This is a genomic window from Plantibacter sp. 2H11-2 (genome assembly GCF_050031945.1).
Taxonomy (GTDB): Bacteria; Actinomycetota; Actinomycetes; order Actinomycetales; family Microbacteriaceae; genus Plantibacter; species Plantibacter auratus.
On sequence record NZ_JBNBBL010000003.1, the window covers coordinates 264,153 to 286,372 of the forward strand.

Here is a 22,220-nt window from a genome sequence, read left to right on the forward strand (position 1 = left end):
TGGGCTGGTCCTGCTCCTGGTCAACCACGGGCGCTCCTCACGGCTGCGACGGAACGTTCGACGGCGTCCGCGATCCCCGACGGTCCGGCCGCGAGGATGCTCCGGGACTCGGAGACGATGACGCCCGGCGCGAGGTCGCCGTAGATGGATCCGAGGTCGGCGACCGAGGCCCCCTGGTGGCCGAACCCGGGTGCCAGGATCGGGAGCGTGGTCGTCGGCGGTACCTCCGTCAGGCCGAACTCCTCGAGACGGAGCGTGGCTCCGATGACCGCACCGATCGAACCGGTCGCCCCGGGGTGGTGCCGTGCGTTCCAGTGGTCGATCTCCTCGAGCATCGACGCCGCGACGGTGAGGCCGGCCCTGTCCTCGGCGAGCTGGACGTCGCGACCCTCCGGGTTCGAGGTCGCCGTCAGCACGAACACGCCCTTGCCGTGCTGCTCGGCGAGCTCGAGTACCGGCTGCAGTGAGCCGAAGCCGAGATAGGGGTTCACGGTGAGGGCGTCGACCTCCAGCGGTGAACCGGGGGTCAGCCACGCTTCGGCATAGCCCTCCATGCTCGTCCCGATCTCACCGCGCTTGGCGTCGCCGATCACGAGGAGCCCGGCGTCGCGTGCCGCGGCGAGGACCCCTTCGAGGGCGATGTACCCGGCCGACCCGAACCGTTCGAAGAACGCCACCTGCGGCTTGACGATCCCGGCGCGACCCGCTGCGGCCTCGACGACGGCGAGGCCGAAGGCCCCCGCGCCGGCGGCGGTGTCGGGCAGTCCCCACGCCTCGAGCAGGAAGCGGTGCGGATCGATGCCGACGCAGAGTCGGCCCGACCGGACGAAGACCTCGTCCAGTCGGGTTCCGAAGGAAGCCGTCACGAGCGCGCAGCCCGATCGAGTGCGTACTCCTGGAGCGAGCGGACCTCGAAGCCCCCGCCGAGTGCCTCGAAGGAGCCGACCGCTGCGGTGAGCTGCGCGATCGTCGTGAAGAGCGGCTTGTCAGCCGCGACAGCAGCCGCGCGGATCTCGTAGCCGTCCGCGCGAGCCGACCGGCCACTCGGGGTGTTGATGACCATGTCGACCTCGTCGCGGTTGATCAGGTCGACGATCGAGTCGTCCTCGCCCGCGGCCGTGGTCTCGCTGTACTTGCGCACCGTCCGGGCACTGATGCCGTTCCGGTTCAGTACCTCGGCCGTGCCGTCGGTCGCGAGGATGTCGAACCCGAGCTGTTGGAGGCGCAGCACCGGCAGGATGATCGAACGCTTGTCGCGGTCGGAGACCGAGACGAACACCGTTCCGCTCGACGGCAGGCCGCCGTAGGCCGCCTCCTGGCTCTTCGCGAACGCGCGCGGGAAGTCCTTGTCGATGCCCATCACCTCGCCGGTGGAGCGCATCTCCGGGCCGAGCACACTGTCGACGATCTGGCCGTCCTTCGTGCGGAAGCGCTTGAAGGGCAGCACAGCCTCCTTGACCGACACCGGGGAGTCGATCGGCACGCGGGAGCCGTCGACCGGGGGCAGGAGCCCCGAGTCCTTGAGCTCGGCGACCGTCGCACCGGTCATGATGAGTGACGCGGCCTTCGCCAGCGGGATGCCGAGCGCCTTCGACACGAACGGCACGGTGCGGGACGCACGCGGGTTCGCCTCGATGACGTAGAGGATGCCGGCGCCGATCGCGAACTGGACGTTCAGGAGACCACGCACGCCGATCCCCTGGGCGATCGCGAGCGTCGCGTTCCGCACGCGGTCGATCTCGGCGCGACCGAGCGAGACGGGCGGGAGGGTGCAGCTCGAGTCGCCCGAGTGGATACCGGCCTCCTCGATGTGCTCCATGACGCCACCGATGTAGAGCTCCTCGCCGTCGAACAGGGCGTCGACGTCGATCTCGATCGCGTCGTCGAGGAAGTGGTCGACGAGCAGCGGCTGGGCCGGGCCCACGATGCCCTGGTCCTCGATGCGCACGAAGTAGTCCGTGAGCGAGGCGCTGTCGTAGATGATCTCCATGCCGCGTCCGCCGAGCACGAAGCTCGGGCGGACGAGGACCGGGTAGCCGATCTCCTCGGCGACGCGCAGCGCACCCTCGATCTCCACCGCGGTGCCGTTCTTCGGTGCGACGAGGCCGGCGGCGTCCAGGATCTCCTGGAACTGGCCGCGCTCCTCGGCGAGGTCGATGGCGGTCGGCGTGGTGCCGAGGATCGGGACGCCTGCGGCCTCGAGCCCCTTCGCAAGCCCGAGCGCCGTCTGTCCACCGAGCTGGACGACGACACCGACGAGTTCGCCCGACTCGCTCTCGGCGTGGATGACCTCGAGGACGTCCTCGAGCGTGAGCGGCTCGAAGTAGAGTCGGTCGCTCGTGTCGTAGTCCGTGGAGACCGTCTCCGGGTTGCAGTTGATCATGATGGTCTCGAAGCCGGCGGCCTGCAGCGCGAAGGACGCGTGCACGCAGGAGTAGTCGAACTCGATGCCCTGGCCGATGCGGTTCGGGCCGGACCCGAGGATGACCACCTTGCGGCGGTCGCTCGCGACCACCTCGGTCTCCGTGTCGTAGCTCGAGTAGTGGTACGGGGTGAGGGCCGGGAACTCGCCGGCGCACGTGTCGACCGTCTTGTAGACCGGGCGGACTCCCAGGATGTGCCGGACCTCGCGCACCTCCTGCTCGCCGAACCCGCGCAGCTGACCGATCTGCGCATCCGAGAAGCCGTGGTTCTTCGCGGTACGGAGCACCTCGGTGTCGAGGCGTTCCGCCGCGGCGATCCAGTCGGCGACGTCGTTGATCAGGACGATCTGATCGATGAACCACGGGTCGATCTTGGTGGCCTCGAAGACCTGCTCTGCGGTGGCACCCTTGCGGAGCGCCTGCTGCACGACGACGATGCGGCCGTCGGTCGGGGTCTTCATGACCTCGAGCAGTTCCTCGACGCTGCGGGACTCGTCGCCCCAGTGGAAGCTGGAACCGCGCTTCTCGAGCGACCGCAGCGCCTTCTGCAGGGCGGTGGCGTAGTTGCGTCCGATGGCCATCGCCTCACCCACCGACTTCATGGTGGTCGTGAGCGTCGGGTCGGCGGCGGGGAACTTCTCGAACGCGAAGCGCGGGACCTTCACGACGACGTAGTCGAGCGTGGGCTCGAAGCTCGCGGGCGTGACCTTCGTGATGTCGTTCGGGATCTCGTCGAGGCGGTACCCGATGGCCAGCTTCGCCGCGATCTTCGCGATCGGGAAGCCGGTCGCCTTCGAGGCGAGGGCACTCGAGCGGGAGACGCGCGGGTTCATCTCGATGACGATGATGCGGCCGTCGGCCGGGTCGACCGCGAACTGGATGTTGCAGCCGCCGGTGTCGACGCCGACCGCGCGGATGATGTCGATACCGATGTCGCGGAGCTTCTGGTACTCGCGGTCCGTCAGCGTCAGGGCGGGGGCCACCGTGATGGAGTCGCCGGTGTGCACGCCGACCGGGTCGACGTTCTCGATCGAGCAGACGACGACGGTGTTGTCGGCCGTGTCGCGCATGAGCTCGAGCTCGTACTCCTTCCAGCCGAGGATCGACTCCTCGAGGAGCACCTCGGTGGTCGGGCTCTGGTGGAGGCCGTCGCCGACGATCCGACGGAGCTCCGTCTCGGTGTATGCGAATCCCGAGCCGAGGCCGCCCATGGTGAACGAGGGGCGCACGACCAGCGGGTAGCCGAGGTCCTCGGCGTAGCCGACGGCCTCCTCGACCGTGTGGGCGATGTACGAACGGGCCACGTCCGCGCCCGCGTCGAGCACGAGCTGCTTGAAGATCTGGCGGTCCTCGCCCTTGTTGATCGCCTCGAAGTTCGCGCCGATGAGCTCGACGTCGTACTTCTCGAGGATGCCGTGCTCGTGCAGCTGGATCGCGGCGTTCAACGCCGTCTGGCCGCCGAGGGTCGGCAGGATCGCGTCGGGCTTCTCCTTCGCGATGATCGTCTCGATGACCTGCCAGGTGATCGGCTCGACGTAGGTCGCGTCGGCGAAGTCGGGGTCGGTCATGATGGTCGCCGGGTTCGAGTTGACGAGGATGACCCGGACGCCCTCCTCGCGCAGCACGCGGCATGCCTGGGTGCCCGAGTAGTCGAACTCGGCGGCCTGCCCGATGACGATCGGCCCGGAGCCGATGACGAGGACGCTGTTGATGTCGTCGCGCTTGGGCACTAGTTGTTCTCCTTGGTGCTGGAAGTGGTGGCGTGGCCGGTCACGAGGTCGCGGAACCGGTCGAACAGGTAGACCGCGTCGTGCGGACCCGAGGCGGACTCGGGGTGGTACTGGACCGAGAACGCGGGGATGTCGATGCAGTTGATGCCCTCGACGACCTCGTCGTTCAGGCTGTAGTGGCTGACCTCGGCGAGACCGAACCCAGCGGGCGTCTCGTGTCTGCCCTCGATCGGCAGGTCGACCGCGAAACCGTGGTTCTGCGAGGTGATCTCCACCCGACCGGTCGCCTTGTCGAGGACCGGCTGGTTGATCCCGCGGTGACCGAACGGCAGCTTGTAGGTCTCGAAGCCGAGCGCGCGCCCGAGCAGCTGGTTGCCGAAGCAGATGCCGAAGTACGGCACGCCCGCGCGGAGCACGTCCTGCAGGAGGGCGACGTGCGCGTCGCTCGCAGCCGGGTCACCGGGGCCGTTGGAGAAGAACAGTGCGGACGGTTCGAGCGCGAGGACCTCGGCCGAGGTCACCGACTGCGGCAGCACCACGACGTCGAAGCCGCGAGCGGCGAGGTGGTTGAGCGTCGACGTCTTGACGCCGAGGTCGAGGACCGCGACGGAACCGACGCGCTCGCCCACCGCCGGCACGGTGTACTGCTCGGTCGTGGAGACCTGGCTCGACAGGTTCAGACCGGCCATCTGCGCGCCGGCCCGGACGAGACTGAGCTGCTCGGCGCCGGACAACTCGAAGTCCTCGCCGGAGAACACGCCGCCGCGCATGGAACCGGCGGAACGGATGTGCCGGGTCACCGCGCGGGTGTCGATGCCGCTGATGCCCACGACGCCGTCCTGGACGAGTTCGTCGTCGAGCGAGCGGTCCGCTCGGAAGTTCGAGACGACGCGCGACGCGTCACGCACCACGTATCCGGCGACCCAGACGCGGGCGGACTCCATGTCCTCGCGGTTGACGCCGGTGTTGCCGATGTGCGGCGCGGTCATCAGGACGATCTGTCCGGCGTAGGACGGGTCGGTCAGCGTCTCCTGGTAGCCGGTCATGCCGGTGGCGAAGACGACCTCGCCGAGCGTGCGGCCGGTCGCGCCGTAGGCGTGCCCGACGTAGCGGTTACCGTCCTCGAGGACGAGTACCGCTGGACTGGGTGGGGTGAAGGAGGTCATGGTCAAGCCCTCTCGTGAGGCGGTGGGGTGGAGTCGTCGGCCGAGGTGATGTCGGCGACGGTGTCTGGGGTGCCGGTCGGCCGGAATCCGGCGTCCGCGGCGGGGATGAGGCTCGTGACGGTGTCGATGATGCGGGCGCGGTCCGCCTGCTCGAGGACGCGGAAGGTGCTGTCCGCGATCACCGTCGGGACGGGGCGCCAGCTCAGGCGGATGAGCCCGCCCGGCTCGACGACGCGGTCGATCGTGAGGTTGGTCTGGTCGACGCCGACGATGCTCGTCGCCGGGATGAACGTCGGCCGCTCCCCCGGGACGTCGACGACGACTCCGGCGGCACCGAGCTCGAGCGTGACCCGGGATCGGTAGCGCAGTCCCTGCAACGCCAGCCGTTCGAGCGGCTGGTCGTGCTTCGACGTCGCGACGTAGAGGACCTCGACCGTCAGTGACGGGACCGGCCGCGGGTCGGGGAGCTCCGCGAGGGGACCGACCTGGGCGTCGCGCGCGACGCGGCGTCGCCAGGCGAGGGCCATGAGGGCGAGGATACCGAGGAGGACGAGGGCGACGAGGACGGCCGCGAGGATCCGCCCGTCCATCAGTGCTCGACCTCCGCGGATCGCGCGGCACGGCGTGCTGCGGCCGCGACCTGCTCCGTCGGGAGCACGGCGCCGTCCAGGACGGTCGCGTAGCCCCGGTGGAAGGTGGCGACGACGCGCCCGGGCAGCTCCAGTCCGAGGTAGGGCGAGTTCACGCCCTTGCCGGCAAGGTCGGCCGTGCCGAACGGACGGGTGGCGGCGGTGTCGTAGAGCACGACCTCCGCCGGAGCGCCGGCCTCGACCGAAGCCCCCTGCCCGGTGATCCGTCCGATCCTCGCCGGCGTCGCCGAGAGCACCCGGGCCACGTCGTTCCAGTCCAGGAGCCCGGTCGCGACCATCGACGCGTGCACGACGGAGAGGGCGGACTCGAGGCCCACCATGCCGTTCGCGGCGGCGTCCCACTCGCAGTCCTTGGCCTCGACCGGGTGCGGTGCGTGGTCCGTCGCGACGATGTCGATCGTGCCGTCTGCGAGGGCCTCGCGCAGTGCCTGGACGTCCTCCGCGCGTCGCAGGGGTGGGTTCACCTTGTACCGGGCGTCGTAGCTGGACACCAGCTCCTCCGTGAGGAGCAGGTGGTGTGGCGTGACCTCGGCCGTGACGGGGATGCCCCGGGCCTTCGCCCAGCGGATGACGTCGACGGAACCGGCCGTCGAGACGTGGCAGATGTGGAGGCGCGAACCCACGTGCTCGGCGAGGAGCACGTCGCGGGCGATGATCGACTCCTCGGCGACCGCAGGCCACCCGGTGAGCCCGAGTTCGCCGGAGAGGGCGCCCTCGTTCATCTGCGCACCGACGGTGAGCCGGGGCTCCTGCGCGTGCTGGGCGATCACGCCGTCGAAGGCCTTCACGTACTCCAGAGCGCGACGCATGAGCAGCGGGTCGGACACGCAGAGGCCGTCGTCCGAGAAGACGCGGACTTTGGCACGCGAGGAGGCCATGGCGCCGAGTTCGGCGAGTCGTTCCCCGGCGAGTCCGACCGTCACGGCACCGATCGGCTGCACCGTCGCGTAGCCGGCGCGCTCACCGAGCGACTGCTCCTGCTCGACGACCCCGGCCGTATCGGCCACCGGCGAGGTGTTGGCCATCGCGAACACCGCGGTGAAGCCGCCGGCGGCTGCGGCACGCGTGCCGGTGAGCACCGTCTCGCTCTGTTCGAACCCGGGTTCCCGGAGGTGCGTGTGGAGGTCGACGAGCCCGGGTAGCGCGAGGAGGCCGTCCGCGTCGACGACGGTCGCGCCGACGGCGCTCAGCCCGGTGCCGCGTTCCGCGATCCGACCGTCGCGCAGGAGGAGGTCGGTGCGTGTCCCGTCGGCGAGCGTCGCTCCGGTGATCAGGGTGACGTCGTGGTTCGAAGTGTGCTCAGACACGGGTGGATTCCTCTCGATCGCCGGACAGCAGCAGGTACAACGCGGCCATCCGGACCGACACCCCGTTGGCGACCTGTTCGAGGACGGTCGACCGGGGTGAGTCGGCTGCCCCGGACGAGATCTCCAGACCGCGGTTCATCGGCCCGGGGTGCATGACAATGCTAGCCGGATCGAGGCGGGCGAGCCGCTCGTCGTCGAGCCCCCAGCGCCTGGAATACTCCCGGCTGTTCGGGAAAAAGGCGGCGTGCATGCGTTCGGACTGGATCCGGAGCATCATCAGCACGTCGGGACGCTGGGCGATCGCGTCGTCCAGGTCGTAGCGGACGGTTGCCGGCCAGGGGCCGAGGTCCACCGGAAGCAGTGTCGGCGGGGCGACGAGGGTGACCTCGGCGCCGAGCGTGTCGAGCAGCCAGACGTTCGAGCGGGCGACCCGGGAATGCAGGATGTCGCCGACGATCGTCACCGCCACCCCGTCGAGCGCGCGACCGCGGGAACGCTCGCCGTGGAGGCGCTTGCGCATCGTGAACGCGTCCAGGAGGGCCTGCGTCGGGTGCTCGTGCGTCCCGTCCCCCGCGTTCAGGATGCCGGCGTCGATCCAGCCGCTGTCGGCGAGGGTCTGCGGCGCACCGGAGGCGGAGTGTCGGATCACGACGGCGTCGGCATGCATCGCGGCGAGGGTCTGTGCGGTGTCCTTCAGGCTCTCGCCCTTCGAGACGCTCGACCCCTTCGCGCTGAAGGTGATGACGTCTGCGGACAGCCGTTTGGCGGCAGCCTCGAACGAGATGCGCGTGCGGGTCGAGTCCTCGAAGAAGAGGTTGACGACCGTCTTCCCACGGAGGGTCGGGAGCTTGCGGACCTCGCGGAACTGTGTCTCGGCCATGTCCTCCGCGACGTCGAGGATCTCGATCGCCTCGTCGCGGGTGAGGGTCTTCGTCGACAGCAGGTGCCTCATTCGCTGCTCCCCTCGATCGTCACCGAGTCGTCGCCGTCGAACTCGGTGAGCCGGACGAAGATGCGCTCCGCCTGCGAGGAGGGCAGGTTCTTCCCCACGAAGTCCGGTCGGATGGGGAGCTCGCGGTGCCCGCGGTCGACGAGAGCAGCGAGCCGCACGACGCGCGGGCGGCCCAGGTCGGTCAGAGCGTCGAGGGCGGCACGGATCGTGCGTCCCGAGTACAGGACGTCGTCGACGAGGACGACCGTGCGCCCGTCGATCCCCTGTGGCGGCAGCGTCGTGGGTTGCGGTGCACGGGTCGGGTGCTTCGCCAGGTCGTCGCGGTACATCGTGACGTCGAGTGCACCCGAGACGATGGTCGCGCCCGAGATCGAGGAGATCGTGGCGGCGATCCGCTTCGCGAGGATGACCCCGCGCGTCGGGATGCCCAGGATCACGAGGTCGTCTGCTCCGCGGTTGGACTCGAGGATCTCGTGGGAGATCCGAGTCAACGCCCGCGCGATGTCAGCTTCGTGCAGCACGGTACGTGCGCTCATCGCCGACTCCCTTCTCCGCCTCTCTGGACGGTCTTAAAGGTTGTCTTGGTCAACACCCGAGCCTAGCAGTCGGATCAGGCCTCGTAGAGCTCCAACGGGAGGCCGTCGGGATCGAAGAAGAACAGCATCTTCCGCGAGGTGTGCGGGTCGATCCGGACGTCTTCGACGCGGACACCCAGCTCCACCAGACGGGCGTGGCCGGCGTCGACGTCGTCGACCGCGAAGGCGAGGTGCCGCAGTCCGAGCGCTTCGGGTCCGGATGCGCGTGCCGGCGGGTCCGGGAAGGAGAACAGCTCGATGAGGTATTCACCGTTCAGGGCGAGGTCGCCCATCCAGGAGTCGCGCTCGGCCCGGTACACCTCGGTGAGCAGCTCGCAGCCGAGCACCGAGGTGTAGAAGCGCTTCGAGCGCTCGTAGTCGCTGGCGATGATCGCGATGTGGTGCACGCGCTTCAGCGGCAGGGCCGGACCGGTCTCGTCGCTCATCGTCACCGCGGGTTGATCTGCGAGATCTTGCCGAGTAGGCCGTTGATGAAGCCGGCCGAGTCGTCGGTCGACAGCGTCTTGGCCGCCTCGACCGCTTCGTCGATGGCGACGCCGTGCGGCACCTCGTCGTTGAACAGGATCTCCCAGATCGCGATCCGGAGGATGGCCCGGTCGACCGTGGGCATCCGCGCGAGCGTCCAGCCCTGCGCGTAGGTCTCGATCTGTTCGTCGATCTCCTCGGCGTGGTCACCGACGCCGTCGACGATCTCTCGCGCGTACAACCACGAGGCCTGGCGGTCGGGCTCGCTGACAGCGCGAGACGCTTCTGCGGACAGGACTTCAGCGAGGGTCTGCTGACGGACGTCGGCCTGGTACAGCAGATCGAGGGCGCGCTTGCGCGCCTTGGTACGAGCGCTCACTCGTTGACGCGACCGAGGTAGTCACCCGTGCGGGTGTCGACCTTGACCTTGGTGCCGGTCTCGAGGAAGAGCGGGACCTGGATCTCGTAGCCGGTCTCGACGGTCGCCGGCTTCGTGCCACCGGTCGAGCGGTCGCCCTGGAGCCCTGGTTCCGTGTAGGTGACCTCGAGGATGACCGACGCGGGGAGCTCGACGTACAGTGGGTTGCCGTTGTTGAGGGCGACCGTGACGTCCTGGTTCTCGAGGAGGAAGTTCTTGGTGTCGCCGACGACGACGGCGGGGATGGTGATCTGGTCGTAGTCGCTCTTGTCCATGAAGACGAAGGAGTCGCCGTCCGCGTACAGGTAGGTGAAGTCGCGGCGGTCGACGTTCTCGACGTCGATCTTCGTGCCGGCGTTGTACGTCTTGTCGACGACCTTGCCGGTCATGATGTTCTTCATCTTGGTGCGGACGAACGCGCCACCCTTGCCCGGCTTGACGTGCTGGAACTCGATCACCGTCCAGAGCTGCCCGTCGATGTTCAGGACGATGCCGTTCTTGATGTCAGCGGTAGAAGCCATGCGCGAGAATGTCCGTTCGTGGAAAGTGTGCGGCCGGATACGACCCAACGAACGAGTGTAACCGCTGCGAGGACCCGTGACCAACGCGCCCGTGGTGGACCAGGACGCCTCGCACGTCACTCGGCGCTGCGGCGGACCACGAGGTCGAGGGCGAGGCGGTACGAGTCGAAGCCGAAACCGGCGATCACGCCGGTCGCGACACCGGAGATCACGCTCGTGTGACGGAACGCCTCGCGGGCGTGTGGATTCGAGAGGTGCACCTCGACGAGCAGGAGGCCCGCCTTCGTGACCATGGCCGCCGCATCCCGGAGCCCGTAGCTGTAGTGGGTGAACGCAGCGGGGTTCAGGATCACGGACGTGCCGGAGTCGACGGCCTCGTGGAGCCAGCCGATCAGCTCGCCCTCGTCGTCCGTCTGACGCAGGTCGATCCGCGTCCCGTCGCCCGCGTCGGCCTCGAGCACGGTGCGCAGCGCAACGAGGTCGGCCGAGCCGTAGACATCGGGTTCACGGCTGCCGAGGCGGCCGAGGTTCGGTCCGTTGAGGACGAGCACGGTGGTCATGAGTCGAGGGTATCCGTTCGGGACGAGCGCTCACGGAGCGCGACGGCGTCGGTCAGGAGCCGATCTCCTGGTAGGCGGCGAAGAGCAGCGAGGTCTCGGGCCCCTGGAGGACGGTCGGCTTGGCGAGGTCGTCGAGCACGATGAACCGCAACATCGAACCACGCGTCTTCTTGTCGCGCTGCATCGTCGCGAGCAGGGTGTTCCAGCGACCCACCGGATAGGCGATCGGCAGGCTGAGGAGCTCCAGGACGTGACGGTGGCGATCGACGACCTCGTCCGACAGTCGGCCGGCGAGGCGGGACAGCTCGGCGACGTACATCATGCCGATCGCCACCGCGGCACCGTGTCGCCACTGGTACCGCTCGGCGTGCTCGATGGCGTGCCCCAGCGTGTGCCCGTAGTTGAGGATCTCGCGCAGGCCCTGCTCGGTGAAGTCCTCGCTGACGACGTCGGCCTTCATCCGGATCGCGAGCTCGATGCAGCGGCGGAAGGCGGGCGTGTCGGGGTTGGTCGCGGCGTCGACGTCGGCCTCGATGAGGTCGAGGATCTCCGGGTATCGGATGAACCCGGCCTTGGCCACCTCGGCGAACCCGGCGAGGATCTCGTTCTTCGGGAGGGTGTCGAGCGTGTCGAGATCGCAGACGACGGCGGCCGGGGCGTAGAAGGCGCCGACGAGGTTCTTGCCTTCCGCGGTGTTGATGCCCGTCTTGCCGCCCACGGCCGCGTCGACCATTCCGAGGACCGTCGTGGGGACCTGCACGAGCCGGACGCCGCGCAGCCAGGTGGCGGCGACGAAGCCGGCGAGGTCGGTGACCGCGCCACCGCCGAACCCGATGACCGCGTCCGAGCGCGTGAAGTCGGCCTGCCCGAGGACTCCCCAGCAGAACGCGGCGACCTCGACCCGTTTCCCGGCCTCGGCGTCCGGCACCTCGGCGAGCAGTACCTGGTACCGGTCGCTCAGGGTCTCGCGCAGCTTGGCCGCCTTCTCGCCCAGCGTCGCCGGGTGGACGATGAGGACCCGTTGCACGCCGCTCCCGAGGGCGTCGACGAGCACGTCCTCCAGCCCTCTCCCGATCGTGATGGGGTACGGGGAGGATCCCGTCACCTCGATGACGGTCCGTTCGGTCGGGGTGGTCGGTTCGGTGCTCATGCAGGCTCCTTCACCCAGGCGACGAGCTCGTCGACGATGCCTGAGATGGGTCGGTGCGAGGTGTCGAAGGTGACATCCGCGAGTCGTTCGTACACGGGACGCCGGGCGGCGGCGATGCGCGACCACGCGCCGGGGTCGTCGCGGAGCAGTGGACGCTTGTCGAGGTTGGCCCGTGCCAGCACGGCCTCCTCGGTGACCGTCAGCAGCACGACGCGTGCATCGGCGAGCTCACGCTGCGTGTCCTCGTCGAGGACCGCTCCCCCGCCGAGCGACACGATCGCCGGCTGCTCGAGCGCGCCGGCGACCGCCGCCCGCTCCAGGGCGCGGAAGTGCGCCTCGCCGTGTTGCTCGAAGATGCGCGCGATCGCGCCGTGCTCGCCGGACACGACGCTGTCGGTGTCGACGAACGGCAGGCCCAGGCGCTTCGCCAACTGCTTGCCGACCCGGCTCTTCCCCGACCCCATCGGTCCGATGAGGACGACGGGGAGTCGGAGATCGGCGGCCTGCTCAGGCATCGGCGCTGGAGGCGTGGTCGCCTCGCGTGCGCAGGTTGGACGGGATCGCTGCCAGGTATCCGTCGAGGTTGCGCTTCGTCTCGGGGACGGAGTCGCCACCGAACTTCTCGAGGACCGCTTCGGCGAGGACCAGGGCCACCATCGCCTCGGCCACGACACCGGAGGCCGGGACCGCGCAGACGTCCGAGCGCTGGTGGTGCGCGGTGGCGGCCTCGCTCGTCGCGACGTCGACGGTGCGGAGCGAGCGCGGGACGGTCGCGATCGGCTTCATGCCGGCGCGGACACGGAGGACGGTGCCGGTGGTCATGCCACCCTCGGTGCCGCCGGCGCGGTCGCTCTGTCGTGCGATGCCGTCGTTCTCCTGCACGAGCTCGTCGTGGGCCGCGGAACCGCGACGCGTCGTCGTGAGGAAGCCGTCGCCGACCTCCACACCCTTGATGGCCTGGATGCCCATGAGCGCTGCTGCGAGCCGTGCGTCGAGTCGGCGGTCCCAGTGGACGTAGGAGCCGAGTCCCGGTGGGAGTCCGTAGGCCAGGACCTCGACGATGCCGCCGAGGGTGTCGCCGTCCTTCTTGGCCGCATCGACCTCGGCGACCATGCGCTCCGAGGTCGCCTTGTCGAAGCAGCGCAGCGGATCGGCGTCGAGCGCGTCGACGTCGGCCGGGACCGGCAGCGGGCTGTCTTCGGGAACGCGCACGGGCCCGATCGACAGCGTGTGGCTGACCAGGGTGATGCCCAGCTCGCCGAGGAAGGAGCGCGCGACGGCACCCAGGGCCACTCGCGCAGCGGTCTCGCGTGCGCTGGCGCGTTCGAGCACGGGACGCGCCTCGTCGAAACCGTACTTCTGCATGCCCGTCAGGTCGGCGTGCCCGGGACGCGGACGGGTCAGCGCGGCGCTGCGGCCACGCGACTTGTCGGAGATCTCGGTCGGCTCGGGGCTCATGACCTCGGCCCACTTCGGCCATTCGGTGTTGCCGATGCGGATCGCGATCGGGCTGCCCATGGAGAAGCCGTGGCGGACGCCGCCGGACAGGTTGAGCTCGTCCTCCTCGAACTTCATGCGGGATCCTCGGCCGTAGCCGAGCTTCCGTCGGGCGAGGTCGGCGCGGACGCCGTCCATGGAGATGGGGACGCCGGACGGGAGTCCCTCGAGGACGGCGATGAGTTCCGGGCCGTGAGACTCTCCGGCAGTGAGCCAACGAAGCATGGTCCTATCCTTCCATAGAGCCGGGACGCGACCGTGCGCCTTCGGTCGACGGCCCGGCGGGTGTGCAGGCGGGCGACGGATGCGTGTGGAGCGGTCAGTGCGAGGCGACCGGCGCCCCGGTGTGATCGAGGTGGACCGTGTCGAGCATCGCCCGGAGCACCGTCGTCTCGTCCTCGATCGGCAGGAGCGGATCGCCGAGGACGAAGATCCGGACCTGGAGCAACGCCTGGTGCACGAGCATGGACAGTCCGCTGAGGACTGACCCGCCGGCCTGCGACCACGCCCCCGCGAGCACACTCGGCCACGGGTCGTACGCGACGTCGAGGAGGAGCGCGCCTGGAGCATGGGACAGGACCGGACCCGGTTCGGTGAGGGCGCCGCCGGGAAGGGTGCTGATCACGAGTGGTGCGTCAGGCGTCTCACCGTCGAGCGGCCCTGAGGCGAACCGCAGCCCCAGCCGGCCGGCGAGGTCCTCGAGTGGTCGCGCCTGGGCCGGTCGTCGGAGCGCCACGTGGACGTGCTCGGCACCGAGGTCCGCCGCGGCCATGATCGCCGAGGACGCCGTCGCTCCCCCGCCCAGGACGACAGCGGAGGCGATCGCGTCGACGCCGGCCGCCCCGATCGCGCGGACGATGCCGCCGACGTCGGTGTTGAACCCCTCGATCCGACGGGATCCGTCCTCGGCTCGGCGGAGACGCAGCGTGTTGACCGCCCCGGTCTCGGTTGCAGCGCGGTCGGCCACGTCGGCCAGCTCGAGCGCGCGATGCTTCAGGGGCATGGTCAGTGAGAGCCCGCGCCAGTCCGAGCCGAGGTCGTCGAGGAAGGCCGAGAGGTCGGCCGCCTCGAGTTCGTGGCGACCGTAGTCCCAGTCGAGCCCGAGCACCCGGTAGGCGGCCTCGTGCAGTGCCGGGGACTTGGAGTGGGCGATGGGCGCGCCGAGCACGGCGAGCCGCGCCTGCCCGTCCTCGCCGTGACCCGCCCCTGTTCCACTCATGTGCGCCACGCTCCCGCTACTGGTACTCGGGGTGCTCGTCCATCCAGGACAGCCACTTGTCGACCGCGGCCTCGTGCTCCTCCTGGGTGGTGGAGAAGATCGTCTCACCGGAGTCGAGGTTCCAGGTGACGAAGTAGAGCCATGGTCCGTCGGCCGGGTGCAGCGCGGCGTCGATCGCGAGGTCGCCCGGGTTCGAGATCGGTCGCACGACCATGCCCGGGTGGACGTAGGTGTTGTACGGGTTCGAGGCGTCGGCGCGCTCGGCGTCCGTGGTCGACACCCGGTGGGTGTTGCCCGTCCCGTACGCGACCGTGGCGTCGGACTGCAGCAGACCGCTCTCCCACTGGGCCGGGTCCAGCCGGTTGAGGAAGACCCGCGACACCTTGTAGTAGTCGTCGCGGAGGCCGGCCTCCTTCTGGATGAGCGAGGCCAGGACGATGGTCTTCCAACGGTCCTCGGGCTTCACCCCGGCGTCGTCGAGCGCCTGGAACGACCGGTTCACGAGGGTCTGGAGGACCGCGTGCGCATCGCCGCCGTCGGGGAGGCTGTAGGTCGCCGGGAAGAGGAACCCCTCGAGCGAGGTCGCCTCGGCGGGCAGGCCGAAGGACGCGACGTCGGCGGCCGCCGCCTGGAGTTCCTCCAGCGGGATGCCGGTGCCCTCCGCGATCGACGGCAGGGCGTCCTGCTCAGCGGTACCCTCGGGGATGACGAAGGTGTCCTCCATGCGGTTCGCCTCGTCGGTCAGTGCGGCAAGGGCGGATTCGGCGCTCATCTTGAGCTTCAGCTTGTAGGCGCCCGGGAAGAACTCCGGCTGGGTGGGCTGTGCGAGGAGGAGGTCGTAGAAGGCGTCGAACGACTTCGTGACCCCCGCGTCGTGCAGGCTCGTCGCGATGTCCTCGCCGATGTCGCCCTCGTTGACCATCACGACGGCCTCGCCGCTGCCGGCACCCTCGTAGTCGTTCGGTTCCTCCCAGCCGAGGACCTTGCGGATCTGCGGCTCGTAACTCGTCCACACGACCGCGGCGCACGCGACGAGACCCCCGACGACGACGATCGACACGATGAGTGCGATGAGTCCGCGTCGGCCACGTCGGCGCTTCGGCGGTTCCCCGCCGGCCAGCGCACGACGGCGCCCCCGATGGATCGGCTGCGGCCCACTGTCGTTCGCCGTGTCGTCCTCGGCGAGCAGGTCCTCGAACGCGGGGATGGTCGTGGTCCTGGCCCGGGGCGCTGAGAAATCGGTGTCGTCCGACTCGGGCGCACGTGAGGTCGGCCCGCTCAGGGGTGTGTCGCTCGCGGCAGGCTCGCTGACACTGGAGTCACCCGACGACGCCGTCGTGGGGTCGGCCGACGACGCAGTGCTCGGGGCCGGTTCGGCCGTGTCGCTCGTGGCGTCTTCCTCGACGGGCTCGGACGGCGTCGAGGCGGCTTCCGCGGCCTCACGCTGCTGACGTGCCTCGCGTCGGGACAGTGGCACCGGCTGCTCCCCCGCGGCGTTCCGTTCGGACGTGAAGAGGTCGGCGAGCGGATCGTCTGCTGGGTTGTTCTGAGGTGTCAGATTCGACACAGGCACGTCCTGTTCACGGGTCGACGGGGCTTCCGGGGGGTCGCCCCGAACCGCGTTCGGCGTCGAGGGCGTACTGCAAGAGTATGACGGCCGCCACCTGATCGACAATCGAGCGGGTCTGCTTCTGTCGTTTCCCAGCGGAGCGCAAGGCGCTGTGGGCGGTCACCGTCGTCAGCCGCTCGTCGACGAGACGGGCCGGGACACCGGTGATCGATCTGAGCCGGGCCGCGAACTCCCGGGCGTCCTGCGTGGACGCCGTGTCCTTCCCCGACAGGGCGATCGGGAGACCGACGACGAGCTCCACCGCGCCGAGTTCTTCGGCGATGACCGCGATCGCCCGGATGTCGGCATCGCCGCCGAGGTCCCGTGGGACCGTCTCCACCGGCGTGGCCAACAGGCCGTCGGGATCGCTTCTCGCGACCCCGACCCTGGCCTTCCCGACATCGATCCCGAGTCGGACTCCGCGGCGGAACTCGTCCGTCACGTCAGGCGATCTCGCGTGCGATCGCTGAGAGGGCGTCGCCGAGCGCGGTGGCGTCGACGCCGCCACCCTGTGCGAGATCGTCCTTCCCACCACCGTTGCCGCCGAGGACACCGGCAGCGACCCGGACGAGGACGCCTGCCTTGAGTCCGGCGTCGCGGGCACCCTGGTTCGTCGCGACGACGATCGCGGGCTTCCCGCCGACGACCGCGCCCAGGGCAACGACCGCCGGGCTCGCGCCGAGCTGCTCGCGGAGCTGCGTGACGAGCGTCCTGACGTCGTTCGGTGACCCGAGCTCGCCCAGATGCTCGGCGACGAGCGACACCGGGCCGACGTGGTGAGCGGTCTGCGCCAGTGCTGGGAGGCGTTCGCTCAGCCCGCGAGCTTCGAACGCGGCGATCTTCTTCTCAGCGGCCTTGAGGTTCGCGACGAGTTCGGCGATGCGGTCGGGCAGCTGCTCCTTCGGCGTCTTGAGGCTGCCGGAGAGCTGTGAGACGAGCGCCCGCTCGGCGGCGAGGTCGCGGAATGCCTCGAGTCCGACGAGCGACTCCACCCGACGGTTCGTCGAGCCGACTGACGACTCGCTGATGAGGTTGATCAACCCGATCTCGGCGCTGGAGCTGACGTGGGTGCCCGCACACAGCTCACGCGACCACGGTCCGCCGATGTCGACGACGCGGACGGTCTCGCCGTACTTCTCGCCGAACAGCGCCATGGCGCCGAGCGCCTTCGCGTCGTCGAGCGCCATCTCGCGGGTGCTCACCTGCAGGTTGTCGCGGATGGCGTTGTTGGAGATCTCTTCGATCTCCGACTTCGTCGCCGGCGACAGCGGCTGGTTCCAAGTGAAGTCGAGCCGCAGATACCCGGCCTTGTTCGACGAACCGGACTGGTGGGCGCTGTCGCCCAACACCTGTCGCAGGGCGGCGTGGATGATGTGCGTGCCGGAGTGCGCCTGCTGCGCGCCGCGGCGGTAGCTCGCGTCGACGATGGTCGTCGCCGGTGCGTCCACGCCGACCTCGCCCTGGCTCACCTGCACCTTGTGGGCGATGAGACCCTTGACCGGCTTCTGGACGTCGAGCACCTCGAGCTCGTATCCGGGACCGACGATGACGCCCTGGTCGGCCTCCTGCCCGCCGGACTCGGCGTACAGCGAGGTCTCCGCCAGGATCACCTCGGCGATGTCACCGGCGACCGCGCGCTGCACCGGGTGACCACCCACGATGATGCCGAGGATGCGGCTCTCGGTCTCGAGCTCGGTGTAGCCGGTGAACACGGTCTCGCCCTTGGCGCGGATGTCGCTGTAGACCGAGAGGTCGGCGAGGACGCTCTTCTTCGCCTTCGCGTCGGCCTTCGCCCGCTGGCGCTGCGCGGTCATGAGCGAATCGAACGCGTCGCGGTCGACGGAGAGGCCGGCTTCCTCCGCGATCTCGAGGGTCAGGTCGATCGGGAACCCGTAGGTGTCGTGCAGGAGGAACGCGGAGTCGCCGGCGAGGGCCGTCCGGCCCGTGCCCTTCGTCTGCTCGAGCGCGAGGTCGAGGATGGTCGTCCCGCTGGCCAGTGTCCGGAGGAAGGTCTCCTCCTCGGCGTAGGCGCTCTGCGAGATCCTGCCGAAGTCGGTCTCGACCTCGGGGTAGGCGGCCTTCATGGCGTCGCGCGACGCGGAGAACAGCTCGGGGAACGTCGCGGTGTCGACACCGAGGAGGCGCATCGCACGGACGGTGCGTCGCATGAGGCGGCGGAGGATGTACCCGCGTCCCTCGTTCGACGGGGTGATGCCGTCGCTCATGAGCATGAGCGAGGAACGCACGTGGTCGGCGATGACGCGCATCCGGACGTCGTCGTCGTGGTCGGCCCCGTAGCGACGGCCGCTCAACTCGGCGGCGCGATCGAGGACCGGGCGCACCTGGTCGATCTCGTACATGTTCTCGACGCCCTGCTTGAGGAACGCGACCCGCTCGAGCCCCATGCCGGTGTCGATGTTCTTCTTCGGGAGTTCGCCGACGATGTCGAAGTCGACCTTGCCGCGGACGTTCTCGATCAGGTACTGCATGAAGACGAGGTTCCAGATCTCGACGTACCGGTCGTCGTCGGTCGCCGGGCCGCCGTCGGCTCCGTACGCGGGACCGCGGTCGAAGAAGATCTCCGAGCACGGGCCGGCCGGTCCGGGCTGACCCGTCGACCAGTAGTTCGTGTCCTTGTCGAGCCGCTGGATGCGGTGCTCGGGGAGCCCTGCGACGCGCTTCCAGAGGTCGATCGCCTCGTCGTCGTCCTTGTACACGGTGACCCAGAGGTCCTTCTCGTCGAAGGCGAGGCCGCCGCTCGACTCACTGCCGGTCAGGAGCTCCCACGCGTAGGTGATCGCCCCCTCCTTGAAGTAGTCGCCGAAGGAGAAGTTGCCGTTCATCTGGAAGAAGGTGCCGTGCCGGGGCGTCTTGCCCACCTCTTCGATGTCGTTGGTGCGGATGCACTTCTGGACGCTCGTGGCGCGGTCGAACGGCGCGGGGACGACGCCCGTGAGGTACGGCACGAACGGCACCATGCCGGCGACCGTGAAGAGGAGCGAGGGGTCGTCGCTGACGAGGGAGGCGGAGGGGACGACGGTGTGCCCCCGATCGCCGAAGAAGGTGAGCCAGCGGGAGCGGATGTCAGCGGTGTCCATGGTGTCCGTACGTCAGGGGTGTGCGTGTCGATGTTCGTGCGCTGCGGCGATGCCCGTCCGGGCGTGCCGCTACGGCTTGGTGAGGTCTTCTGCGGCGTCCTCGACGCGCGCGACGACGGTCTCCGCCGTGTCGCGCAGCTGCGCCTCGCGCTCCTTGTAGGCGTCGCCGACGGTGTCGGTGAACTCCCTGACGCGTGAGTCCAGCTCGGAGAAGAACCGCTTGCCGGACTGTGTCTTGTTGATCTCGTGGGCGACGACGAAGCCGGCGCCGATGCCGACGATCAGCCAGAACACGTTCTTCATGGGGAACTCCTCATCTGCGGTGCGACCACCCGGGCGTCGCCGGGCGTACCAAGCATCCATCGTAGTCGAGCGCGGTGGACCGATGGCGTCGTACAACGACGAAGAGGCACCGGCCGGAGCCGATGCCTCTTCGTGTGGTGCCCTGAGCCGGGCCGCAGTCCTAGCGGGCTGCGTAGTACTCGACGACGAGCTGCACTTCACAGGTCACGGGGACCTCGGCGCGCTTCGGACGACGCTCGAGACGTGCCTGGAGCTTGTCGAGCTCGACCGAGAGGTACGCGGGCACCTTCGGCAGGACGTCGACGTGACCGCCGGCAGCGGCGACCTGGAAGGGCTCGGTGCCCTCGGAGCGCGGCTTGACGTGGATGAGCTGACCCGGCTTCACGCGGAAGGACGGGCGGTCGACGAGCTGGCCGTCGACCATGATGTGGCGGTGCACGACCATCTGACGAGCCTGAGCCGTGGTGCGGGCGAAGCCGGCACGGAGGACGAGCGCGTCGAGACGGGTCTCAAGGATCTCGACGAGGTTCTCACCCGTCAGGCCCTGGGTGCGACGTGCCTCCTGGAAGGCGATCTTGAGCTGAGCCTCGCGGATGCCGTACTGGGCGCGCAGACGCTGCTTCTCGCGCAGACGGACGGCGTAGTCGCTGTCGGCCTTGCGCTTGGTGCGGCCGTGCTCACCGGGAGCGTAGGGACGCTTCTCGAGGTACTTGGCGGCCTTCGGGGTGAGGGCGATGCCGAGTGCCCGCGAGAGGCGGGTCTTGCTGCGGGTACGTGACTTGGTAGACACGGTTTCCTTTCGATGAAGTCTCAAACGATGAATGACCGGCGCGAAGACGCGTCGGTGATCCGGAATCACACCGGACAAAGTCAGAGGGGTCCGCCGGGGCTGTTCGGCTACAGAACACGCCCGTCGAACACGGTGATCGAGCAGCCGCGCAGTCACACCGGTTCTAGGCGGATCAATACTAGCACGACGTGCCCCGGTCGCCGGGCCGCCGCGAACCGAGGATCACTCGCCCCGGACGATCTTCCGGAGTTTGTCCAACCGCGCCGAGATGTCGCGTTCGTGGCCGTGATCGGTGGGCTGGTAGTACCGGACGTCGCGGAGCTCGTCGGGCAGGTACTGCTGGGCGACGACACCGATCGGGTGGTCGTGCGGGTAGCGGTAGCCCTTGCCGTGTCCGAGACGCTTGGCGCCCGCGTAGTGGGCGTCGCGCATCGGCTTCGGCACGCGTCCGAAGGCTCCGGCCCTGACGTCGGCGATGGCCTGGTCGATGGCGACGTAGGCCGCGTTCGACTTGGCGGCCGTGGCCAGGTACACCACGGCCTCGGCCAGCGGGATGCGACCCTCGGGCATGCCGATGAACTGGACGGCGTCGGCGGCCGCCACGGCGATGGGCAGCGCCTGCGGGTCGGCGATGCCGATGTCCTCGGCCGCGGAGATGATGATGCGGCGGGCGATGAAGCGCGGGTCCTCCCCCGCCTCGATCATCCGAGCGAGGTAGTGCAGCGCGGCGTCGACGTCGGATCCGCGGATGCTCTTGATGAACGCGCTGATGACGTCGTAGTGCTCGTCGCCGTTGCGGTCGTATCGGAGCAGGGCGCGGTCGACCGCCTGCGAGACGAGCTCATCGGTGATCACGGGACCGCGGGGCGCCCGCGTCGCGGTGTCGGAGTCCACCCCGCCTTCGTCGTCTTCATCATCCTCATCGCCGACGTCGAGGAGGCCCGCGTCGTCGAGATCGAGCTCGTCGGGGTCGACCGGAGCGCCGAGATCGGAGTCGGCGGCGATCGCGGCCGCCTCCAGTGCCGTCAGGGCTCGTCGGGCATCGCCGGATGACAACTGGACGATCGCGGCGCGGGCCTCCGGCGTCACGGTGAAGCGACCGGCCAGGCCTCGCGGGTCGGTCACGGCGCGGTCGATGAGGATGCCGAGGTCGTCGTCGCTCAGCTGTTCGAGCGTGAGGAGCAGCGAACGCGACAGCAGCGGGGAGATGACCGAGAACGACGGGTTCTCGGTCGTCGCGGCGACCAGGATGACCCAGCCGTTCTCCACGCCGGGGAGCAGGGCGTCCTGCTGGGCCTTCGTGAACCGGTGGATCTCGTCGAGGAAGAGGACGGTCGAGCTGCCGTAGAGGTCGCGGCTCGACATCGCCTCCTCCATGACCTGCCGGACGTCCTTGACGCCCGCCGTCACGGCCGAGAGCTCCACGAACCGGCGGCCGGAGCTGTGCGCGATGGCCTGCGCCAGGGTCGTCTTCCCGGTGCCCGGTGGGCCCCAGAGGATGACGGACACGGCCGCCTGCGTCCCCTCGTTGTCGCTCGCCAGGCGGACGAGCGGCGAGCCGGGACGGAGCAGGTGCTGCTGGCCGGCGACCTCCTCGAGGCTGCGGGGCCGCATGCGCACGGCGAGCGGAACCGGTGCGCCGGCGATGCCGGGTCCTCGACTGAACATTCCACCAGGCTAGCCGCAGCCTGCGACACGCGGACCCGCTGCAGAACGGGGTCGCCGCCGTCGTGCGTCGTTTGGTCCGCGCGGAGCGCTCCCCGTAA

Annotated in this window: 20 protein-coding genes and 1 pseudogene; all 21 read right to left on the reverse strand. The window is 69.4% G+C overall.

Going from position 1 to position 22,220, the window contains the following annotated elements:
• Positions 1 to 20: 20 nt before the first annotated feature.
• Complete coding sequence (gene pyrF, locus ACQG07_RS08990) at positions 21 to 866, reverse strand: orotidine-5'-phosphate decarboxylase (RefSeq protein ID WP_192004906.1); 846 nt, start codon at positions 864 to 866, stop codon at positions 21 to 23.
• Positions 863 to 4,153 carry a carbamoyl-phosphate synthase large subunit gene (gene carB, locus ACQG07_RS08995; RefSeq protein WP_086473290.1) on the reverse strand — a complete coding sequence of 1,097 codons (3,291 nt, stop codon included), beginning with the start codon at positions 4,151 to 4,153 and terminating at the stop codon, positions 863 to 865. Before carB ends, pyrF begins: the two co-directional genes overlap by 4 nt.
• Positions 4,153 to 5,319, reverse strand: coding sequence for a glutamine-hydrolyzing carbamoyl-phosphate synthase small subunit (gene carA / locus ACQG07_RS09000; protein WP_085510883.1), 1,167 nt, complete (start codon positions 5,317 to 5,319; stop codon positions 4,153 to 4,155). The genes carB and carA overlap by 1 nt, the downstream gene beginning before the upstream one ends.
• Before the next feature lie 2 nt (positions 5,320 to 5,321).
• Entirely contained in the window at positions 5,322 to 5,909 is a 588-nt protein-coding gene (locus ACQG07_RS09005; protein ID WP_426738056.1) for a hypothetical protein, read from the reverse strand.
• Positions 5,909 to 7,276, reverse strand: a complete 1,368-nt coding sequence (locus ACQG07_RS09010) for a dihydroorotase (protein WP_426738057.1) — start codon at positions 7,274 to 7,276, stop codon at positions 5,909 to 5,911. The genes ACQG07_RS09005 and ACQG07_RS09010 overlap by 1 nt, the downstream gene beginning before the upstream one ends.
• On the reverse strand, positions 7,269 to 8,228 hold the full coding sequence (locus ACQG07_RS09015; protein ID WP_071260160.1) for an aspartate carbamoyltransferase catalytic subunit: 960 nt from the start codon (positions 8,226 to 8,228) through the stop codon (positions 7,269 to 7,271). Before ACQG07_RS09015 ends, ACQG07_RS09010 begins: the two co-directional genes overlap by 8 nt.
• Positions 8,225 to 8,770, reverse strand: a pseudogene (pyrR, locus tag ACQG07_RS09020) (bifunctional pyr operon transcriptional regulator/uracil phosphoribosyltransferase PyrR); the annotation flags it as partial. The gene ACQG07_RS09015 and the pseudogene pyrR, both read right to left, overlap by 4 nt.
• A 68-nt stretch (positions 8,771 to 8,838) precedes the next feature.
• A complete protein-coding gene (locus ACQG07_RS09025; RefSeq protein ID WP_194644832.1) occupies positions 8,839 to 9,249 on the reverse strand; it encodes a VOC family protein in 411 nt (136 codons plus the stop codon).
• A 2-nt stretch (positions 9,250 to 9,251) separates the two neighbouring features.
• Positions 9,252 to 9,668: a transcription antitermination factor NusB gene (nusB, locus tag ACQG07_RS09030; RefSeq protein WP_064293834.1), complete on the reverse strand. Its 417-nt coding sequence runs from the start codon at positions 9,666 to 9,668 to the stop codon at positions 9,252 to 9,254.
• Complete coding sequence (gene efp, locus ACQG07_RS09035) at positions 9,665 to 10,228, reverse strand: elongation factor P (RefSeq protein ID WP_056005785.1); 564 nt, start codon at positions 10,226 to 10,228, stop codon at positions 9,665 to 9,667. The genes nusB and efp overlap by 4 nt, the downstream gene beginning before the upstream one ends.
• Before the next feature lie 116 nt (positions 10,229 to 10,344).
• Positions 10,345 to 10,788, reverse strand: coding sequence for a type II 3-dehydroquinate dehydratase (locus ACQG07_RS09040; RefSeq protein WP_079002503.1), 444 nt, complete (start codon positions 10,786 to 10,788; stop codon positions 10,345 to 10,347).
• Between the two features lie 52 nt (positions 10,789 to 10,840).
• Positions 10,841 to 11,938, reverse strand: coding sequence for a 3-dehydroquinate synthase (gene aroB, locus ACQG07_RS09045; RefSeq protein WP_274499937.1), 1,098 nt, complete (start codon positions 11,936 to 11,938; stop codon positions 10,841 to 10,843).
• Entirely contained in the window at positions 11,935 to 12,453 is a 519-nt protein-coding gene (locus ACQG07_RS09050; RefSeq protein ID WP_274499936.1) for a shikimate kinase, read from the reverse strand. The genes aroB and ACQG07_RS09050 overlap by 4 nt, the downstream gene beginning before the upstream one ends.
• Complete coding sequence (aroC, locus tag ACQG07_RS09055) at positions 12,446 to 13,660, reverse strand: chorismate synthase (protein ID WP_426738058.1); 1,215 nt, start codon at positions 13,658 to 13,660, stop codon at positions 12,446 to 12,448. The genes ACQG07_RS09050 and aroC overlap by 8 nt, the downstream gene beginning before the upstream one ends.
• Positions 13,661 to 13,754: 94 nt before the next feature.
• Positions 13,755 to 14,654, reverse strand: a complete 900-nt coding sequence (locus ACQG07_RS09060) for a shikimate dehydrogenase (protein WP_426738059.1) — start codon at positions 14,652 to 14,654, stop codon at positions 13,755 to 13,757.
• 16 nt (positions 14,655 to 14,670) lie between these two features.
• Positions 14,671 to 16,221, reverse strand: a complete 1,551-nt coding sequence (gene mltG, locus ACQG07_RS09065) for an endolytic transglycosylase MltG (protein ID WP_426738060.1) — start codon at positions 16,219 to 16,221, stop codon at positions 14,671 to 14,673.
• A gap of 13 nt (positions 16,222 to 16,234) precedes the next feature.
• Positions 16,235 to 16,705 carry a Holliday junction resolvase RuvX gene (gene ruvX / locus ACQG07_RS09070; protein WP_079705923.1) on the reverse strand — a complete coding sequence of 157 codons (471 nt, stop codon included), beginning with the start codon at positions 16,703 to 16,705 and terminating at the stop codon, positions 16,235 to 16,237.
• A gap of 1 nt (position 16,706) precedes the next feature.
• The gene (gene alaS / locus ACQG07_RS09075; protein WP_426738061.1) at positions 16,707 to 19,361 is read right to left on the reverse strand and encodes an alanine--tRNA ligase; all 2,655 of its coding nucleotides are present in this window, start codon (positions 19,359 to 19,361) and stop codon (positions 16,707 to 16,709) included.
• Positions 19,362 to 19,430: 69 nt separating this feature from the next.
• A complete protein-coding gene (locus ACQG07_RS09080; protein WP_064293826.1) occupies positions 19,431 to 19,664 on the reverse strand; it encodes a hypothetical protein in 234 nt (77 codons plus the stop codon).
• A 160-nt stretch (positions 19,665 to 19,824) separates the two neighbouring features.
• Positions 19,825 to 20,454, reverse strand: coding sequence for a 30S ribosomal protein S4 (gene rpsD / locus ACQG07_RS09085; protein WP_064293825.1), 630 nt, complete (start codon positions 20,452 to 20,454; stop codon positions 19,825 to 19,827).
• A 222-nt stretch (positions 20,455 to 20,676) separates the two neighbouring features.
• Positions 20,677 to 22,122 carry a replication-associated recombination protein A gene (locus ACQG07_RS09090; protein WP_426738062.1) on the reverse strand — a complete coding sequence of 482 codons (1,446 nt, stop codon included), beginning with the start codon at positions 22,120 to 22,122 and terminating at the stop codon, positions 20,677 to 20,679.
• Between the last annotated feature and the right edge of the window lie 98 nt (positions 22,123 to 22,220).

Excerpts from the sequence above, each read along its gene's own strand:
- ACQG07_RS09040 (WP_079002503.1), bottom strand. The coding sequence starts at position 10,788 with ATGACCACCGTGCTCGTCCTCAACGGACCGAACCTCGGCCGCCTCGGC.
- aroC (WP_426738058.1), bottom strand. The coding sequence starts at position 13,660 with ATGCTTCGTTGGCTCACTGCCGGAGAGTCTCACGGCCCGGAACTCATC.
- alaS (WP_426738061.1), bottom strand. The coding sequence starts at position 19,361 with ATGGACACCGCTGACATCCGCTCCCGCTGGCTCACCTTCTTCGGCGAT.
- ACQG07_RS09090 (WP_426738062.1), bottom strand. The coding sequence starts at position 22,122 with ATGTTCAGTCGAGGACCCGGCATCGCCGGCGCACCGGTTCCGCTCGCC.
- ACQG07_RS09060 (WP_426738059.1), bottom strand. The coding sequence starts at position 14,654 with ATGAGTGGAACAGGGGCGGGTCACGGCGAGGACGGGCAGGCGCGGCTC.
- ACQG07_RS09080 (WP_064293826.1), bottom strand. The coding sequence starts at position 19,664 with ATGAAGAACGTGTTCTGGCTGATCGTCGGCATCGGCGCCGGCTTCGTC.
- carA (WP_085510883.1), bottom strand. The coding sequence starts at position 5,319 with ATGACCTCCTTCACCCCACCCAGTCCAGCGGTACTCGTCCTCGAGGAC.
- ACQG07_RS09005 (WP_426738056.1), bottom strand. The coding sequence starts at position 5,909 with ATGGACGGGCGGATCCTCGCGGCCGTCCTCGTCGCCCTCGTCCTCCTC.
- efp (WP_056005785.1), bottom strand. The coding sequence starts at position 10,228 with ATGGCTTCTACCGCTGACATCAAGAACGGCATCGTCCTGAACATCGAC.
- aroB (WP_274499937.1), bottom strand. The coding sequence starts at position 11,938 with ATGAGCACCGAACCGACCACCCCGACCGAACGGACCGTCATCGAGGTG.
- ACQG07_RS09015 (WP_071260160.1), bottom strand. The coding sequence starts at position 8,228 with ATGAGGCACCTGCTGTCGACGAAGACCCTCACCCGCGACGAGGCGATC.
- ACQG07_RS09025 (WP_194644832.1), bottom strand. The coding sequence starts at position 9,249 with ATGAGCGACGAGACCGGTCCGGCCCTGCCGCTGAAGCGCGTGCACCAC.
- ACQG07_RS09050 (WP_274499936.1), bottom strand. The coding sequence starts at position 12,453 with ATGCCTGAGCAGGCCGCCGATCTCCGACTCCCCGTCGTCCTCATCGGA.